The sequence below is a fragment of the Shewanella marisflavi genome (assembly GCF_023283925.1).
In the GTDB taxonomy this organism is placed as follows: domain Bacteria; phylum Pseudomonadota; class Gammaproteobacteria; order Enterobacterales; family Shewanellaceae; genus Shewanella; species Shewanella marisflavi.
Genome location: NZ_JAKIKX010000001.1, coordinates 645,361 through 662,044 on the forward strand (window position 1 = coordinate 645,361; position 16,684 = coordinate 662,044).

The 16,684-nt window shown below is 48.5% G+C and carries 15 protein-coding genes; 13 read left to right on the forward strand and 2 right to left on the reverse strand.

Translation table 11 applies throughout. The annotated features are described in order from the left end of the window. Positions 1 to 41 precede the first annotated feature (41 nt). The 7 genes from lepB (at position 42) to L2712_RS02765 (ending at position 5,513) form a co-directional block, all read left to right on the forward strand. Positions 42 to 959, forward strand: a complete 918-nt coding sequence (gene lepB, locus L2712_RS02735) for a signal peptidase I (RefSeq protein ID WP_033539782.1) — start codon at positions 42 to 44, stop codon at positions 957 to 959. After that, a complete protein-coding gene (gene rnc / locus L2712_RS02740) occupies positions 960 to 1,637 on the forward strand; it encodes a ribonuclease III (RefSeq protein WP_033539783.1) in 678 nt (225 codons plus the stop codon). Next, positions 1,634 to 2,620 carry a GTPase Era gene (era, locus tag L2712_RS02745; RefSeq protein WP_033539784.1) on the forward strand — a complete coding sequence of 329 codons (987 nt, stop codon included), beginning with the start codon at positions 1,634 to 1,636 and terminating at the stop codon, positions 2,618 to 2,620. Before rnc ends, era begins: the two co-directional genes overlap by 4 nt. 90 nt (positions 2,621 to 2,710) lie before the next feature. Further along, positions 2,711 to 3,406, forward strand: a complete 696-nt coding sequence (recO, locus tag L2712_RS02750; protein ID WP_033539785.1) for a DNA repair protein RecO — start codon at positions 2,711 to 2,713, stop codon at positions 3,404 to 3,406. A 128-nt stretch (positions 3,407 to 3,534) separates the two neighbouring features. Then, complete coding sequence (pdxJ, locus tag L2712_RS02755) at positions 3,535 to 4,272, forward strand: pyridoxine 5'-phosphate synthase (protein WP_033539786.1); 738 nt, start codon at positions 3,535 to 3,537, stop codon at positions 4,270 to 4,272. A gap of 45 nt (positions 4,273 to 4,317) precedes the next feature. Further along, positions 4,318 to 4,719, forward strand: coding sequence for a holo-ACP synthase (gene acpS, locus L2712_RS02760; RefSeq protein WP_088905215.1), 402 nt, complete (start codon positions 4,318 to 4,320; stop codon positions 4,717 to 4,719). Positions 4,720 to 4,973: 254 nt separating this feature from the next. Then, positions 4,974 to 5,513: an Mpo1 family 2-hydroxy fatty acid dioxygenase gene (locus tag L2712_RS02765; RefSeq protein WP_248976816.1), complete on the forward strand. Its 540-nt coding sequence runs from the start codon at positions 4,974 to 4,976 to the stop codon at positions 5,511 to 5,513. Between the two features lie 72 nt (positions 5,514 to 5,585). Here the strand turns inward: L2712_RS02765 and L2712_RS02770 are convergent, their stop codons facing one another. Then, a complete protein-coding gene (locus L2712_RS02770; RefSeq protein WP_033539789.1) occupies positions 5,586 to 6,869 on the reverse strand; it encodes an HlyC/CorC family transporter in 1,284 nt (427 codons plus the stop codon). A 150-nt stretch (positions 6,870 to 7,019) separates the two neighbouring features. Next, positions 7,020 to 7,808 carry a cytochrome C assembly family protein gene (locus L2712_RS02775; protein ID WP_088905212.1) on the reverse strand — a complete coding sequence of 263 codons (789 nt, stop codon included), beginning with the start codon at positions 7,806 to 7,808 and terminating at the stop codon, positions 7,020 to 7,022. A gap of 294 nt (positions 7,809 to 8,102) precedes the next feature. On the opposite strand from L2712_RS02775, the gene ffh reads away from it, so the two are divergent. The 6 genes from ffh (at position 8,103) to rimM (ending at position 16,681) form a co-directional block, all read left to right on the forward strand. Then, a complete protein-coding gene (gene ffh / locus L2712_RS02780; RefSeq protein ID WP_033539791.1) occupies positions 8,103 to 9,476 on the forward strand; it encodes a signal recognition particle protein in 1,374 nt (457 codons plus the stop codon). Positions 9,477 to 9,747: 271 nt separating this feature from the next. After that, entirely contained in the window at positions 9,748 to 10,968 is a 1,221-nt protein-coding gene (locus L2712_RS02785) for an efflux RND transporter periplasmic adaptor subunit (protein ID WP_088905211.1), read from the forward strand. Positions 10,969 to 10,970: 2 nt separating this feature from the next. Beyond that, positions 10,971 to 14,117 carry an efflux RND transporter permease subunit gene (locus tag L2712_RS02790; protein ID WP_088905210.1) on the forward strand — a complete coding sequence of 1,049 codons (3,147 nt, stop codon included), beginning with the start codon at positions 10,971 to 10,973 and terminating at the stop codon, positions 14,115 to 14,117. Next, positions 14,110 to 15,621: an efflux transporter outer membrane subunit gene (locus L2712_RS02795; RefSeq protein WP_248976817.1), complete on the forward strand. Its 1,512-nt coding sequence runs from the start codon at positions 14,110 to 14,112 to the stop codon at positions 15,619 to 15,621. Before L2712_RS02790 ends, L2712_RS02795 begins: the two co-directional genes overlap by 8 nt. Before the next feature lie 257 nt (positions 15,622 to 15,878). Next, positions 15,879 to 16,130, forward strand: coding sequence for a 30S ribosomal protein S16 (rpsP, locus tag L2712_RS02800; protein ID WP_033539792.1), 252 nt, complete (start codon positions 15,879 to 15,881; stop codon positions 16,128 to 16,130). A 20-nt stretch (positions 16,131 to 16,150) separates the two neighbouring features. Further along, a complete protein-coding gene (gene rimM, locus L2712_RS02805; RefSeq protein WP_033539793.1) occupies positions 16,151 to 16,681 on the forward strand; it encodes a ribosome maturation factor RimM in 531 nt (176 codons plus the stop codon). Positions 16,682 to 16,684 lie beyond the last annotated feature (3 nt).

The window sequence follows — 16,684 nt, forward strand, 5'->3', positions numbered from 1 at the left end:
GCAGGTACCGACAATCTCATTTCGCAGGAGTTAGTTAGCGTATGGCAGCTTATTTTTCCCTTATTTTGGTCTTGGTGACACTGGGCAGTGGCTTGATCTGGATGTTTGATGCCCTGGTGTTAGCGCCGAAGCGCCAACAGAAGCTGGCGATAGCTCAGGCCGCTAATCAGGAGATCAGTGAAGAGAGTGCTGAAAAAATCGTGCGTGAATCCGCCATAGTGGAAACCTCGCGCTCTATTTTTCCAGTTATCGCTTTCGTGTTGATCTTACGCTCTTTTCTTTATGAGCCGTTTCAAATTCCCTCAGGTTCTATGATGCCAACTCTGTTGGTGGGTGACTTTATCCTGGTAGAGAAGTTTAGCTATGGACTAAAAGACCCTGTGTGGCGCAGTAAACTGGTAGAAACTGGCAAGCCTGAGCGCGGTGATGTGGCGGTATTTAAATATCCGGAAAATCCACAAATTGACTATATCAAGCGAGTCATCGGCCTGCCGGGCGACCGCATCGTCTATCGTAACAAGGACCTCTATATTCAAAAAGCCTGCCCAGAGGGACAGAGTGAATGTCCAAAGCTTGAGAAGATAGCGCGCGTCGGGGTCAATCAGGGAGAGTTCACCCAAGATAATATTCCACTGCTACGTTACAAGGAGCAGTTAGGGGATGTGACCCATGATATCTTGATCAACCCAGGGCGCGGTGAGCCAACCTCTTACTACTTCCGTGAAGGCAATCTGGCAGTGGGTGAGTTTGTGGTGCCAGAGGGACAATATTTCATGATGGGCGACAACCGCGATAATAGTACCGACTCGCGCTTCTGGGGCTTTGTGCCTGAAGCGAACCTAGTCGGCAAGGCGGTAGCGATCTGGATTAGTTTTGAATTTGAGCGTAAGCCATCGGACTTTTTGCCCACTTGGGTACCGACAGGTGTACGTTTTAACCGTGTAGGCGGAATTGTGTAGATGGAACCCATTAAAAATCTGCCGCGTTTGGGTAGAACCTTAGGTTATCAGTTTCAGCAAATTGCCCTGCTAGAGCAGGCGCTGACCCACAGGAGTGCGGCCAGCAAGCATAATGAAAGACTTGAGTTTTTAGGTGACTCGATTCTCTCAATCGTGATCTCAGATGCCTTGTATCAACAGTTTCCCAAGGCGACCGAAGGCGATCTCAGCCGCATGCGTGCCACGCTTGTGTGTGGCAAGATGCTGGCAGAGATCGCCAAAGAGTTTAAGCTTGGCGACTATCTTAAGTTAGGCCCTGGCGAACTTAAGAGTGGCGGATTCCGCCGTGAATCTATTCTGGCCGATGCCATGGAAGCCATTATCGGCGCCATCTATCTTGATGCTGATATCGAGGCTTGTCGCACTTTAGTACTAAACTGGTATAAGAGCCGCTTGGCGGTGATAGAGCCGGTGAATCAGAAAGATCCAAAGACCCTGCTGCAGGAGCACCTGCAGGGATTTAAACAGCCACTACCTGTATACAAGGTGGTGAATATTAGCGGCGAAGCCCACGCGCAAACCTTTACCGTGGAATGCAAAGTGGAGCAGTTGAAAGAGGCCGTTGTTGGCGTGGCAAATTCCCGCAGAAAGGCAGAACAGATTGCCGCGGCAGAAGTATTGGAGCGTATTAAATCATGAGCGATAAACCCGAACAGGCACAAGAGCCCAGTTTAGATGAACTCTTGGCTCGAATGAACCAAGGGGCCAGTGGCACTCAATATGAAGTGACCTACTGCGGCATGGTGGCGATCGTTGGTCGTCCAAATGTGGGTAAGTCGACACTGCTAAATAAGCTGTTAGGCCAAAAGATTTCGATCACCTCCAAGAAACCGCAGACCACGCGTCATCGCATCATGGGGATCCATACCGATGGGCCGCGTCAGGTGGTGTTTATCGACACCCCAGGACTGCATATCGAAGAAAAACGTGCCATCAACCGCCTGATGAACCGCGCCGCGTCCAGCTCTCTGGCGGAGGTCAGTCTGGTGGTGTTTGTGGTCGATGGTCTTAACTGGACCGCCGACGATGAGATGGTGCTGAAGAAGCTCCAAAGCCGTGATGATGGTCGTAAGACGATTCTGGCGATCAACAAGGTGGATAACATCAAGGATAAGGAAGCGCTGTTTCCGCATCTGCAGAGCTTAGCTGCTAAATTTGAATTTGATGAGATTCTGCCTATCTCGGCCACCCATGGCACCAATGTGCAGCGCATCATGGATCTCGCGCTAGAGTCTGTGCCTGAGTCACCTCATTTCTTCCCGGAAGATTATGTGACCGACAGATCGCAGAAATTCATGGCATCTGAGATAGTGCGTGAGAAACTGATGCGCTTCTTAGGGGATGAACTGCCTTACGATGCCACGGTGGAGATCGAGCAATTTAAGATGATGGAAAATGGCGTCTATCAGATCAATGCTCTGATTCTGGTGGAGCGTGAGACCCAAAAACGCATGGTGATCGGTAACAAGGGTGAGCGCATCCGTACCATAGCCACCCAGGCCCGCCTGGATATGGAGGTCTTATTCGATAATAAGGTGTTCCTCGAGGTATGGGTTAAGGTCAAGTCGGGCTGGGCGGATGATGAGCGTGCCCTGCGCTCACTGGGTTATGGCGAAAGCTAGGCCAGCAGGATAAGATTGAGCCGAGATGATGAAAGTGAGTACTTTTGTCATCTCGGCTTTTTTATGAGTATCGATTAAGGAAAAGGATACATGCAAAGGGGGTATGTACTACACACCCGCCCTTACAGGGAGTCGAGTGTGCTGGTTAATCTATTGGTGGATGGCCTCGGCCGGGTCGATGCCGTGGCGCGCCTTGGCAGCGGTAAATCGTCCATCAAGAGCATACTGCAACCTTTTCAGCCCCTATTGTTTCAACTGTCGGGTCGAAGCAGTCTTAAGAGCCTGTACCAGGTGGAAGCGGCCAGTCCGGCCGTGCCCTTAAGTGGCAGCGACAGCTTTGCTGGCCTCTATCTCAACGAGTTGATGGTACGCTGCCTGTCGGTTGAACATGGCGCCGAGCAGTTTTTCTTTACCTATCACAAGACGCTGATGGCCATGGCGGCAAGCTTTAGCGAGGCCCAGCTCAGACAGTTTGAGTTAGCACTGCTTAAAGAGCTTGGGGTGATGCCTTCTCTGAGCCGGGATATCGATGGTAGCCCTATCGAAGCCGATTACTATTATCGCCTGCTGTCTGAGGAGGGTTTTAGCACGGCGCTTGGGCCTAAGCCTAACCATTTTAGTGGCGAGATGCTGCTGGCGCTGGAGCAAGATAAGCTAGTCGCAGACCAATTTAAGCAGGCTAAGCTGTTGATGCGGCAGCTGCTGGCGCCGCTGTTAGGAGACAAGCCACTCAAGTCCCGGGCACTGTTTTTAAAGGGTAACCGTCCATCTCGCTACAGTAAGTAACGCTGCAGTCGCGGTGAGGGCGTAGACTTGAGTATTTTCATTTGGTGTTTTCCTTGTGGCCTTCCCTTAAGCTTGAGTAAAATAGGCACAAAATTCAAATCGCTAAACTCTACACTTAAGGAATCTCCATGAGCCGCATTCATCTAGGCGTTAATATTGATCACATTGCTACCTTACGTCAGGCCCGTGGGACCAGCTATCCAGATCCCGTGCATGCTGCAGCCGTTGCCGAGCATGCGGGCGCCGAAGGCATTACCGTGCATCTGCGTGAAGACAGACGTCATATCTGCGACCGCGATATCTATCTGTTGGCTAAGACCATCAAGACGCGCATGAATTTCGAGATGGCGGTGACCGAGGAGATGTTGGATATCGCCTGTGAGGTTAAGCCTGCCTATGTTTGTTTAGTGCCAGAGAAGCGCGAAGAGCTGACCACAGAAGGTGGTTTAGACGTAGCCGGTCAGCAGGAGAAGATCCGCGCCGCAGTTGAGCGTTTGACCGCCCTTGGCATCAAGGTATCGCTGTTTATCGACGCCGATCCCGTGCAGATTGATGCAACGGTCGCCGTGGGCGCCCCAGTTATCGAGCTTCACACAGGTTGCTATGCCGATGCCGAGACTGATGCAGAGCAGGCTAAAGAACTGGCGCGTATCACAGAGATGGCAACCTATGCCCATGGTAAAGGCTTAGTGGTTAACGCGGGTCATGGTCTGCACTATCACAATGTTAAGCCTATCGCGGCAATTCCTGAGCTCTATGAGCTTAATATTGGCCACGCCATTATTGCCCGCGCCGCTATCGACGGTTTAGATAAGGCCGTTCGCGACATGAAGCAGTTGATGGTCGAAGGCCGTAGCGGTCAGTAGTACATAGGCATGCGCCCTTATTGGGCGCGTGTCGAAGGAGAACTTATGATCGTAGGCTTAGGGACTGATATCGTCGAGATCGCGCGTATCGTCAACAAGGTGCCCGAGGCGGGTGATGAGTTAGCCTTGGCTAAATGTCCACTGGCCAAGCGAGTGCTGACCCAGACTGAGATGGCGATATTTGTTGCCTCCGCGCAGCCTGGGCGCTACCTGGCCAAACGCTTCGCCGCTAAGGAAGCTGCCGCCAAGGCATTGGGTACCGGAATAGGGCGCGGCGTCTCATTTCAACATATTGCCATCAGTAACGATGCCAATGGTGCTCCTTCAATCACTTTTAGCGATGGTGCGGCAGATAGACTGACAACACTTGGGGGCGCGCGCGCACATATCTCCATTGCTGATGAAAAGCATTATGCTACGGCAACCGTGATCCTGGAATCCTGCTAAGGCAGGATGCTAACCGCACCTTTTTTGTTTGAAATCTTCTTTCGGATTCGCGCGAGTACTCGGCTTGAGTGCTCTAGCGTGTTTGAGTCTTATATTCCTGATTTATAGAAACTTATGCTGCGCTGGTATCTGTTAATGAAATGTTTTAGCTTAGGTTGAATCAGACAAGCGTTGTGCTTCATCCCTTGAGTCTTAATGGCATGGTTGGGAAGAGTTGATGGAACGCTAAAAGCCATAAGATAATGGAGCTAAACATGAAATCTGCGATTGAGCAGTTATCCACCTATAAGAGCGTTCACCTCAATCCCACTAATATTAAGACGCATTTTGTGGGGATACCGCTGATCATCTGGGCGGCTTTTGTGATGTTAAACAGCATACCTGTGACCTTTTTTATCCATGAACCATCGGGTCTGATATTTAATGTCGCTGGGCTGTTTACTGTTTGTGTCTTGCTCTATTATTTCATCTTGCATGCGAGACTCGCCTTTGGGCTGATGTTGTTTATTCTTCCTGTGCTCTACACCTCCTATTTAGTGTCACTGCAGGATCAGGCTTGGCCTATCGCCATTAGTATCTTCGTGATTGGCTGGATCTTTCAGCTTATTGGCCACAAGTATGAGAAAGCTAAGCCGGCCTTTATCGACGACTTGAACCAGTTGCTTATTGGCCCCTTTTTCCTGATGGCTGAGCTCTATTTTATGCTAGGGCTGGAGAAGGAGCTGGACAAGGCGATAACGCCTCTGGCGATAGAGAAGCGCCGCGCCTTAACCCATGCCAGTAAGGGCGGCTAATAACAGTGTTCATATAAGTGATAATAAGCAAAAAGGCGCTTTAGAGCGCCTTTTTTTGTGAGTGGTGGAACACTATTTTCGACTGCCCTTGGGCGCCTTGTAGTGCTGGGGTATCACCCGTACCGTCTTGACCATGTTATCTGCAACTTCTACCACCTCGAGCGGATAGCCACACAGACGCATCGAAGTATTGGGCTCGGGGATCTCTTCCAGATATTCCAAGATCAGCCCGTTAAGTGTCTTAGGTCCGTCGATAGGAAAATGCCAATCCATCTCCTTGTTCAGATCACGGATGTTGATGGTGGCGTCAATCAAAAAGCTGCCGTCTTGCTGCTTGTTGATATCTTCGCTGGGTGTGGTGATCATCGAAGTGGTAAAGTCGCCGACGATCTCTTCGAGAATATCTTCCAGTGTCACCAGCCCCTGAATATCGCCATATTCATCCACTACTAGACCGATGCGCTCCTTATTGTGCTGAAAGTTAGCCAGCTGCACGTTAAGGGGCGTTCCTTCTGGAATAAAGTAGATCTCTTTTACTGCCCTTAGCAGTGAGGACTTACTGAATTGCTGCTTAGATTGCAGTCGCAGCGCATCTCTTAAGTGCACAAAGCCTACCGCATCATCTATGTTGTCGCGGTATAGCAATACCCGGGTATGGGGACTCTGAATCACCTGTCTATTGATGCGGCTAAAGTCATCGTTAATGTTGATGGCGTAGAGATCCGAGCGGGGGATCATGATGTCTTCGACCGTGACCTTTTCCAGATCCATGATAGACAGCAACATCTCCTGGTGGCGCTGAGGGATCAGGGCGCCCGCTTCGTGCACCACAGTGCGCAGCTCCTCCTGACTCAGGGCATCATCGGCCTTCACCGAACGAATTCCCAGTAAGCGCAGGAAAGTGGAGGTAATAAAGTTAACGATTTTCACCAGAGGTGATAGCACGACCAATAGCGCCTTGAGCAGTATGCTCGAAGGAAAAGCGATGCGTTCAGGATGCAAGGCCGCCACGGTTTTCGGCGTCACTTCGGCAAACACCAGCACCACTAAGGTAAGCACACCAGTGGCAATGGCGACCCCCAGATCGCCAAATAAGCGTATACCTAAGATGGTGGCAATGGCCGAGGCGAGAATATTCACCAGGTTGTTGCCGATCAGAATTAAACCTATCAAACGGTCAGGACGCTCTAACAGCTTGATGGCTCGCTTGGCGCCCTTGTGCCCGCTATTAGCCAGATGCCGTAAGCGATAGCGGTTGAGCGACATCATGGCGGTTTCTGAGCCAGAGAAGTAGGCGGAGATAATAATGAGTACAAATAGAAGTATTAGAAGTACGCTGGTGGATATAGCTTCCAATCAGTGGCCCCACTTTGGCGTTGATGAGTAAGAATAGCGTTAAGGCATAAGTAAATACAGCGGTTTGGACAAAGAGTCAAGTTCACCTGGGTAGCACTTTAGTCAATACTGACCCAGATGAATGTTAGTACTTAGCCTCTGCTGGGCTCACTATTGCAGGATTAACTCTTTAACGATACGGGCGCCGAAATAGGCGAGAGAGAGCAGAGTCGCTCCTATCAAGGTGTAGGCGACCGCGGTGCGGATCTTACAGCCTACCCAGTATTGTTGGCCCAACATGGCGATATAGGTAAACCAAGCCATGATAGAGAGAATAGCCTTATGGCCTTGGCCATTGGCAAACATATCGTCCAGGAAGATAAAGCCGGTTGCCAGCGATAGGCTTAACAGCACCACACCGATAATCACCAGATGATACAGCTGTTTTTCAACTGTCATTAGTGGGGGAATTGCCGGGCTGAGCATCAACTGTTTCTTTTTCAGCTTGTTTTGGATCATCGCCAGTTGAATGGCGTACAAGGCAGCAATCATCAGCGCACTGTATGCCATCAGTGACAGCACCACGTGGGCAAGGACTTCAGGATAGAGTTCGAAGTGGGTGATATATTCGGGCGGTAGTAGCCACAGCAAGGCGACAGAGATCACCGAGCAGGCATAGACAACCGGCACAACTACAATGACCTTAAGGCGGAACATCAAAATGGTAAAGGTGAAGGAGATGATCCAGTTCACCATGGAGATCACATTGGTCAGGCTAAAGTTTTGACCGTTACCGGTAAAGATGGCCTGATACAGTGCGGCGGCATGAAGTACCACGGCCACAGCGGCAACGGCCGCGACGGCTTTACGGTTAGGGCCATCAGCATGAAACAGTCGACTGACCACTAAGACGAGCGCGATACTGTAAAATAAAATGGCAGAAGCCGAAAAAATCACCATCGAAAATTAACCTACCGTTATGTTAGCTTTCTTGTTGTAAAACGGCTCGCACTAAGCGGCCGAGTTTGTCTCGTTAGTTGATTGTTAGAATAACACGACGGAGACTATTTTGGGCAGAGGGTTTACACACAAAAATTAGCACTTTCTGAGCGTTACTCCTAAGTTTTGACATTTTCTTGCCTGCAAAATAGTGCGATGTCCCAGCCATAACTTACGCTGTGCGGTAGCATAATATCTGTGCATCGCTATAATACGCCCCAATCATGTAAATTCTAACCGGTAAAGAACGCGATAATGTTTGAGAACCTAACCGACAGATTATCACGAACCCTGAAGAACATCAGTGGCCGTGGTCGCTTAACTGAAGACAATATTAAAGAAACGTTACGCGAAGTGCGCATGGCGCTACTGGAAGCAGACGTCGCTTTGCCCGTTGTACGTGCCTTCGTCAACAGCGTCAAGGAACGTGCCGTCGGCCAGGAAGTCTCTAAAAGTCTGAGTCCTGGCCAGGCCTTTATCAAAATCGTCCAGAGTGAACTGGAAAACGCCATGGGCGAAGCCAACGAGGCATTAAACCTCTCGGCGCAGCCTCCGGCGGTGATCATGATGGCGGGTCTGCAAGGTGCGGGTAAGACCACCAGTGTCGCCAAGCTATCTAAGTTCCTACGCGAAAGAGAGAAAAAATCGGTACTCGTGGTTAGTGCCGATGTTTATCGCCCCGCGGCGATAAAACAGTTGGAAACCTTGGCCGCCGAAGTCGAAGTTGAATTTTTCCCATCGGATGTTAGCCAGAAGCCTATCGATATCGTTAACGCAGCCATGGCTCACGCTAAGCTCAAGTTTATCGATGTGGTGATTGTCGATACCGCAGGTCGCCTGCATGTCGATGAAAGCATGATGGATGAGATCAAGGCATTACACGCTGCCGTTAAGCCTATCGAAACCCTGTTTGTGGTCGATGCCATGACAGGTCAGGATGCGGCCAATACCGCCAAGGCCTTTAATGAGGCGTTGCCACTGACTGGTGTGGTGTTGACTAAGGTCGACGGTGATGCCCGCGGTGGTGCGGCCTTGTCGATTCGTCATATCACCGGCAAGCCAATTAAGTTTTTAGGTGTCGGCGAGAAGACCGATGCGTTAGAGCCTTTCCATCCGGATCGTGTTGCTTCACGAATTCTTGGCATGGGCGATGTCCTCTCTTTGATCGAAGAGGTCGAACGCGGCGTCGACAAAGAGAAGGCGATGAAGCTGGCCTCTAAGGTCAAGAAGGGCGGCAGCTTTGACTTAGAAGATTTCCGCGAGCAACTGCAACAGATGAAAAACATGGGCGGCATGATGAATATGCTGGAGAAGCTACCCGGTGTGGGTCAGTTGCCGCCAGAAGCCTTGGCTCAGGTGCAAGACGGTAAGCTAACCGGGCAAATGGAGGCCATTATTAACTCTATGACGCCTGCTGAGCGTAAGCGCCCTGATATTATCAAAGGATCTCGCAAGCGTCGTATCGCCATGGGCTCGGGCACTCAGATCCAGGATGTGAACCGCCTGCTCAAGCAATTTACCCAGATGCAGAAGATGATGAAGAAAATGTCGGGTAAAGGTGGCATGAAGAAGATGATGCGCGGCATGAGTGGCATGCTGCCTCCTGGCATGAAGATGCCTGGCCGTTAATTAAGTCTTTTTAAAATTCGCAAATCATAAAGCTCAAGCAATACGCTTGAGCTTTTTTTTGCGATGTCGAAGAAAGCTGCAACTGAGGTTATTGACTGATTTTATGGTTTTTATCTTGCTGCTATTTGGTTGTTCTCTTGATGTTGTTGGATGTTAGCATTTACACTTATTCCTGCACACCACATCGTATTAACGTTGCTCATTGATTCGTTGAGTTTGAAATGGGCAGCCTTGTGCTGCGTGGTACGATTGATTAATTTAGGACATATTCATGATTAGAATAGTTTTTCCGGCAAAACACTTAGTCGTTGTCATTGTGGCATTAATTTCTTTAGTTGGCTGCGAGAAGACTGAGCCGAAAATCATTCCTAAGTTAGTTGTTGTTGAGAAAGTCAGTTCAACCAATGTGCCACTTTATGGCAACTACATTGGCGTGACACAAGCATCACTTGATGTAGAGGTTAGGGCACGTATTGATGGTTTTGTTGAAGAAAAAAGCTTCATCGAAGGTAGTGCGGTAAAAAAAGGTGCAGTGTTATATCGCATTGACAATCGACCTTATTTGGCAGTGGTAAATCGTTTAAAAGCCAATGTCGAATCACAGCAATCAGCTTTGGATAAAGCCAAGCGTGATGTGGACCGTTTAAGGCCTTTGTATGAGCAAGATGCTGCTAGTCAGCTCGATTTTGATAATGCGTTATCAGTGTTATCCCAAGCTAAATCAAGTCTTGCGGCAAGTATGGCTGAGTTGGAAGAAGCTCAGTTGGAGCTGAGTTATACAGAGATTAAATCGCCGATATCTGGTTTAGTTAGCCGTTCAGAGGTTGATATAGGTGCACTCGTTGGCAGTAATGGTCAATCTTTGCTTACTCGGGTAAAGCAAGTTAACCCCATCTATGTCACCTTCAATATGTCGGCTTTAGATTACCTTAATGCCCGTCGTCGCATGACGAGTTACTCTGACAAGAAAGAAGCCGAGACCGAAGGTAAAGCCGTCGAAGGTTTTGTGGCTATTACCTTACCCGACAATAGTGCTTACCCATATTTGGGGGATGTGCGCTTTACCGACCCGTCAGTTAATCCTGAAACGGGTACCTTTCAAGTAAGGGCTGAGCTACCCAATCCCAATAAAGAGCTGCTACCAGGTCAATATACCAATGTACGAATCAAGCTTGATGAGATAGATGACGCCGTAGTGATCCCACAAAAGGCTACCCAGGTCGAACAGGGCGGGGTATATGTCATGGTGGTGCAACCTGATAATAAGGTCGAGCGGCGTTTTATCGTGATAGAGCACCAGGGTAAGATGGGGGTAGTGGTTAAGAGTGGTTTACGCGCGGGTGAATTGGTGATTGTTGAAGGTATGCACCGCGTTCGTCACGGTCAACTGGCTGAGCCATTAACTCAACAAGAATATCAACAGCGCGAAGATCGAGCTCAAAAAGAACAGGCGCTTAAGCAGCAAGCGTTAGAACAAGAACAGGAGCAGTAACCATGGCACAATTTTTTGTGACTCGACCGGTTTATGCTTGTGTTATCTCCATTGTGATCGTGCTGCTTGGCTTAATTGCCATGTTTAAACTGCCGATAGATCAATATCCTTATATTACGCCGCCACAAGTTAAAGTGTCGGCTTCCTATCCTGGTGCCGCATCAACAACGGCTGCAGAGTCGGTTGCTACGCCGTTAGAGCAAGAATTAAACGGTTTACCGAACATGATTTATATGAGCTCTAAGAGCACTAACTCTGGCAGCACTAATGTCACCATTACCTTTGATGTTGGCACTAACCCTGACTTGGCTGCGGTTGATGTGCAAAACTCAACTCAACAAGCCGCTGGAAGCTTACCCATTGATGTGCAAACCGAAGGGGTGTCTGTATCGAAAGAAGCCTCGGTTGAGCTACTTAAATTGGCGTTAACATCGACCGATGATCGCTATGACGAAATTTATTTAAGTAACTACGCTACCATCAATATTCAAGCTGCCCTTAAACGTATCCCAGGCGTCGGGCGAGTGCGAAATACCGGGTCACGAAGCTATTCAATGCGAGTCTGGTTAAAGCCCGATATTATGGCTGGTTATGGCCTTACGACTAGCGACGTGATCGCAGCGGTAAAAGCACAGAATAAGGAGTCGCCCGCGGGGGCTATTGGTTCTCAGCCCAATGCAGAGTCCCTAAGTATGACAATGCCTATCACCGCAGAGGGGCGTATGAGCAGTGTGCCGCAATTTAAAGAGATTATTGTACGTGCCAATAGCGATGGTTCTCTTATCAGGTTGCGTGATATTGCGCGGGTGGAGTTAGGCTCGTCATCCTACACCCTACAGTCACAACTAAATGGGGTCAATGCGACCATTTTGCAGGTTTACCTGTTACCCGGCGCCAATGCCCTAGAGGTGACCAAAAAAGTTAAAAACGAAATGGCGACACTGGCAGAAAAGTTCCCTCAAGGTATGAACTGGGAAGTCTTTTTTGATGCCTCGATTTTTATTGAAAACTCGATTGAAGAAGTGGTTAAAACGTTAATTGAAGCGTTGATACTAGTGATATTGGTGGTCTATCTATTCCTGCAGAACTTGCGGGCAACCTTGATCCCTGCAATTGCGGTGCCAGTATCATTGATTGGCACGCTGGCGGCCATGCTGGCGTTTGGGTTTACAATCAACACTGTTAGTTTACTGGCCTTAGTGCTGGCGATCGGTATTGTGGTTGATGATGCCATTGTGGTCGTGGAAAACGTTGAGCGCTTAATGCATGAAAAGGGCTTAAACTCCGTTGAGGCGACCGGTGTTGCCATGAAAGAGCTTTCTGGCGCGCTGGTGGCAACAAGCTTAGTCTTGGCGGCGGTATTTGTACCTGTTTCTTTTTTATCGGGGATAACCGGGATCATGTACCGTGAGTTTGCCATAGCGATTACCGTGGCGGTGTTGATCTCTACGATCGTGGCGCTGACATTGTCGCCAGCCTTGTGTGCCTTATTGCTAAGGCCAGGAGATAAGGCCACCTCGGGTTTTTTCAAATGGATGAACGACAAGCTGGATATTTGTACCAGTAAATATGTCGCGATCGTTGCATTAACTGCTCGGCAGGCTACACGCAGTTATTTGGTGTTTGCCATTATGGTCGGTGGCGTTTATATGATCATGTCAAACCTACCGTCGAGTTTTATGCCTGATGAAGATCAAGGTCGCTTTTTTATCGATATGACCTTACCTGATGGCGCAACCGTGAATCGTTCACAAGCTGTGCTAAAGAAAGCCGAAGCCAAAGTGTTGGCCCATCCCGCTGTTGCATATTCGTTTACCTTGGCCGGAGAGAATCGTCGTTCAGGCTCTAACCAAGCAAATGGTCAATTCGAAATTATTCTTAAGCCTTGGTCTGAGCGGATGCAGAGTGATGCAACGGTTAAAAAAGTGATGAAAGAGATAGATCACGCGTTACTCGATATATTAGAAGCTGAGTTCAACGTGTATTTACCCTCGGCAGTACCAGGATTAGGTAATGGTTCTGGGGTTGAAATGGAGCTACAAGACACCTCTGGGACAAACTTTAAAGGCTTAATGGAAACCGCTGGTGAGCTGGTTGAACAACTTAAATTACAACCAGAAATTTCGACGGCAGGGCTGTCCCTTCAAAGTGCGATACCACAGCTGCACTTAACGGTTGATGAAGCCAAAGCGATGGCTATTGGCGTTAATGTGGCTGATATCTACAGTACGATAAAAACTTTTACAGATTCTTCTACGGTTAATGATTTCAATTTATTTGGCCGTGTGTATCGAGTAAAAGTGCAAGCCGAGGAGAGTTATCGTCAGTTTCCTGAGCAGATAAAAGATTACTATGTGCGTTCATCCAGCGGTGCTATGGTGCCTATCGGTGTGCTGGCGAAGTATGAGTATTCTGTTGGCCCTGCTGCGGTAACTCATTACAATTTATTTAGCAGCGCCTCTATTAATGCAACGCCGGCAGCGGGTTATGCCTCTGGTGATGTGATTAGAGCCATAGAGCGAGTTGCTAAACCCATTTTACCCAATGAGTTTAGTTACGAATGGACAGGAATCACCTATCAGGAGGTACAGTCAGCCAATCAAACCAGTATCGCTGTCGCGTTAGCCATGTTGTTTGTATTCTTATTCCTAGCTGCACTCTATGAGAGTTGGACTATCCCCATAGCGGTATTGCTCATCGCACCGATTGCTATGTTGGGGGCAGCCTTAGGCACTTGGGTCAGTGGCATGGAGAGTAATTTATTCTTCCAAGTCGCCTTTATTGCGCTGATTGGGATGGCGGCGAAGAACTCTATTTTGATTGTCGAGTTTGCCAATCAATTGCTTAAGGAAGGAAAAGGCTATCTTGAGGCCGCGCTAGAGGCAGCCAACATGCGTTTTCGCCCCATTCTGATGACCTCAATGGCATTCATTTTAGGCGTGTTGCCGCTAGTGTTATCTGTGGGGCCTGGCGCTGTGAGTCGCCAGAGCATTTCTATCCCTATTCTGTGCGGAATGGTGTTTGCGACCACTATAGGTATTATTATGGTGCCCCTCTTTTTCGTCACGACCGCAGGCTGGTTAAAGTCTAAAATAAACCCTACTGCAGCGAATGAACATCCTGCGCAGGAGGGCAATGCTCATGGCTAATCAACGTCTCGGAGATCAAGCTAGATTCGCGTTAAAGCTCGCTTTGGTTGCTAAGGCTAAGGTCATAGGAGTTACAGCGATGGTACTGGGCTTAGTGGGTTGTGCAATGGGGCCTAATTATCAGCGTCCAGACCTTGAGCTACCGGCGCAATATCATCACGAGTTGGTACAAGATACCATCGACAATGATGGTCTTGTGGCATGGCAGTCATTTTACCTTGACCCCAATGTGCGTAAGCTTATCTCTTATGCGTTAGCGCAAAACTTAGATCTTGAGGCGGTACGTTCTCGCCTCATCGCTGCTCGTTCGAAAGTGACAGTGACTGACGCGACGCTTTATCCGGAAATTGGCTTAGAGGCTAATGCAGAGCGTTCAATCGACAGTGGGATAATCAGCGCAGATCCCACTCACAGCAATGACTTCGATATTGCAGGTACAGTGTCTTGGGAACTTGATATTTGGGGAGCTAATCGGCGTCGCAGTGAAGCTGAATATGCACATTTTCTATCGGCACAAGAAGCGCTTAATTTGGCGGTTATTAGCCTAATAAGCGATGTTGCCAGTCGTTATTATGAATGGCTTGATATTGAGCAGCGTTATCAAATCTCTGTCAATACGGTTCAGTTGCGTAAAAAAGAGCGTGATTTGGCAAGGTTAAGAAAACAAAATGGGGTGATTTCAAGCTTGCAGGTTAAGCAAGCTGAAGTGGAATACCAGAGTGCTAAAGTCACCTTGCCGTCTCTCGATTTTGCACGTCAAGAAAAAGCTAATCAGTTAAGGGTTTTGCTCGGCGAATATGATTATCCGCTTAAAGTAGAGGGTGATTTAGCGTCACTCATTGCCGAAGTGCCATTTCCTTCTTCTTTTAGGGTGGGCATCCCGTCACAAATGCTGTCACAGAGGCCTGATGTCAAAGCTGCAGAGCTGGCATTAATTGCGGCCAACGCGAATGTGGGGTTGGCCAAAACGGCTTTTTTCCCTAAATTTAACATTACTGGTCGCTATGGCACGGAATCTGAGGATTTAGATAAGATCTTTGATAGTCAAGGAGTCACTTGGTCACTACTTGGAGGTATTACTGCGCCTATTTTCAATGCTGGCAGTATCGCGGCCCAATACGATATAGCCCTAGAGGAATCGAAGCAGGCTCTACTTGCTTATCGCAGCACAGTGTTGGCAGCATATTTTGAAGTTAACGATGCCATGAATAGTTTTCGGCGCTCTGAGTTAGCGATTGAAGCGCAAGAAGAGCTGGTCGAAGCAGCACGCGGATATACTCACCTAGCGATGTTACGATATCGCAATGGCGTATCGAGTTCGTTAGATCTTATGGATGCACAACGAAGCTTGTTTAATGCCGAGCTTAGCTTAAGTGAGGTGAGACGAGACAAATTGTTGGCGATGATCAAGCTATATCGCTCACTCGGTGGCGGTGTGCTTAAGGAAGAGCAACAGACGCAGACTTTGGCGGATAAGTCTTCTAGGGTGGGGGATGTTCAATAGCCGTCGAGTTGCCGTTGACCTTTTGGGTTACACTTACCATTAATTAGCTTTTTAAGCTTATTGCCTGCGGTTTGAGTTGCATATTCCCAATGATGAGTAAGTCATATGCTGTAGAGTATTGTCGTGTAAAAATGTTGCATTCGTCGCCGATTCAGGTAGAATCGTGCGGCTTTCTATCTGGGACTCTTCGCGAACACGGGGTTCCAGTTTTTATTTTTGCTTCATAACGAAGCAAATCATTAGAGGATAAAAGACGCATGGTTACCATTCGTTTAGCTCGAGGCGGCGCAAAAAAGCGTCCATTTTATAACATCGTTGTTGCTGATAGCCGTAACGCTCGTGATGGTCGTTTCATCGAACGTGTTGGCTTCTTCAACCCTGTTGCTCAAGGTCAAGAAGAAGCGCTTCGCTTAGATCTTGATCGTGTAGAACACTGGGTTGCTAACGGTGCTGCTACTACTGATCGTGTAGCGAAACTGATCAAAGACGCTCGTAAAGCTGCTGCTTAATAGCGTTAAGGTATAGATTGATGAGTAGTCACCAAGACCCAGTCGTACTAGGCAAATTAGGCGCTAGTCACGGCATTAAAGGTTGGTTGAAGATCACTAGCTATACCGATTCTGTCGAAGATATTTTTGACTATTCTCCTTGGTTGATTAAAGAGCAAGGTGAATGGCGCGAAGTCAAGGTTGAACAGTGGCGCTACCAAGGCAAGGCGATTATCGCCGTGTTAGAAGGTGTTACCACTCGAGACCAAGCGCAAATGCTCACTAACTGTGAGATTGCCATTCCCGCCGAGGCGATGAAAGAACTGCCAGAAGACGAGTTCTACTGGCGTGACCTTATCGGCTGTGACGTGGTGAATACGAAAGGCTATAACATGGGCAAGGTTGACCAGATCGTGGAAACAGGATCGAACGACGTGCTACTTGTGAAGGCCAACGCGAAAGATGGCTTTGGCAAAACGGAACGTATGATTCCTTTTGTTACCGAGCAGTTCATCCTTGAGGTGAACCTAACGGAAAAACAAATTTTGGTGGATTGGGATCCGGACTTCTAAGTC

Coding starts and splice junctions, on each gene's coding strand:
- lepB (WP_033539782.1), top strand. CDS start 42: ATGGCAGCTTATTTTTCCCTTATTTTGGTCTTGGTGACACTGGGCAGT.
- rnc (WP_033539783.1), top strand. CDS start 960: ATGGAACCCATTAAAAATCTGCCGCGTTTGGGTAGAACCTTAGGTTAT.
- era (WP_033539784.1), top strand. CDS start 1,634: ATGAGCGATAAACCCGAACAGGCACAAGAGCCCAGTTTAGATGAACTC.
- recO (WP_033539785.1), top strand. CDS start 2,711: ATGCAAAGGGGGTATGTACTACACACCCGCCCTTACAGGGAGTCGAGT.
- pdxJ (WP_033539786.1), top strand. CDS start 3,535: ATGAGCCGCATTCATCTAGGCGTTAATATTGATCACATTGCTACCTTA.
- acpS (WP_088905215.1), top strand. CDS start 4,318: ATGATCGTAGGCTTAGGGACTGATATCGTCGAGATCGCGCGTATCGTC.
- L2712_RS02765 (WP_248976816.1), top strand. CDS start 4,974: ATGAAATCTGCGATTGAGCAGTTATCCACCTATAAGAGCGTTCACCTC.
- L2712_RS02775 (WP_088905212.1), bottom strand. CDS start 7,808: ATGGTGATTTTTTCGGCTTCTGCCATTTTATTTTACAGTATCGCGCTC.
- ffh (WP_033539791.1), top strand. CDS start 8,103: ATGTTTGAGAACCTAACCGACAGATTATCACGAACCCTGAAGAACATC.
- L2712_RS02785 (WP_088905211.1), top strand. CDS start 9,748: ATGATTAGAATAGTTTTTCCGGCAAAACACTTAGTCGTTGTCATTGTG.
- L2712_RS02790 (WP_088905210.1), top strand. CDS start 10,971: ATGGCACAATTTTTTGTGACTCGACCGGTTTATGCTTGTGTTATCTCC.
- L2712_RS02795 (WP_248976817.1), top strand. CDS start 14,110: ATGGCTAATCAACGTCTCGGAGATCAAGCTAGATTCGCGTTAAAGCTC.
- rpsP (WP_033539792.1), top strand. CDS start 15,879: ATGGTTACCATTCGTTTAGCTCGAGGCGGCGCAAAAAAGCGTCCATTT.
- rimM (WP_033539793.1), top strand. CDS start 16,151: ATGAGTAGTCACCAAGACCCAGTCGTACTAGGCAAATTAGGCGCTAGT.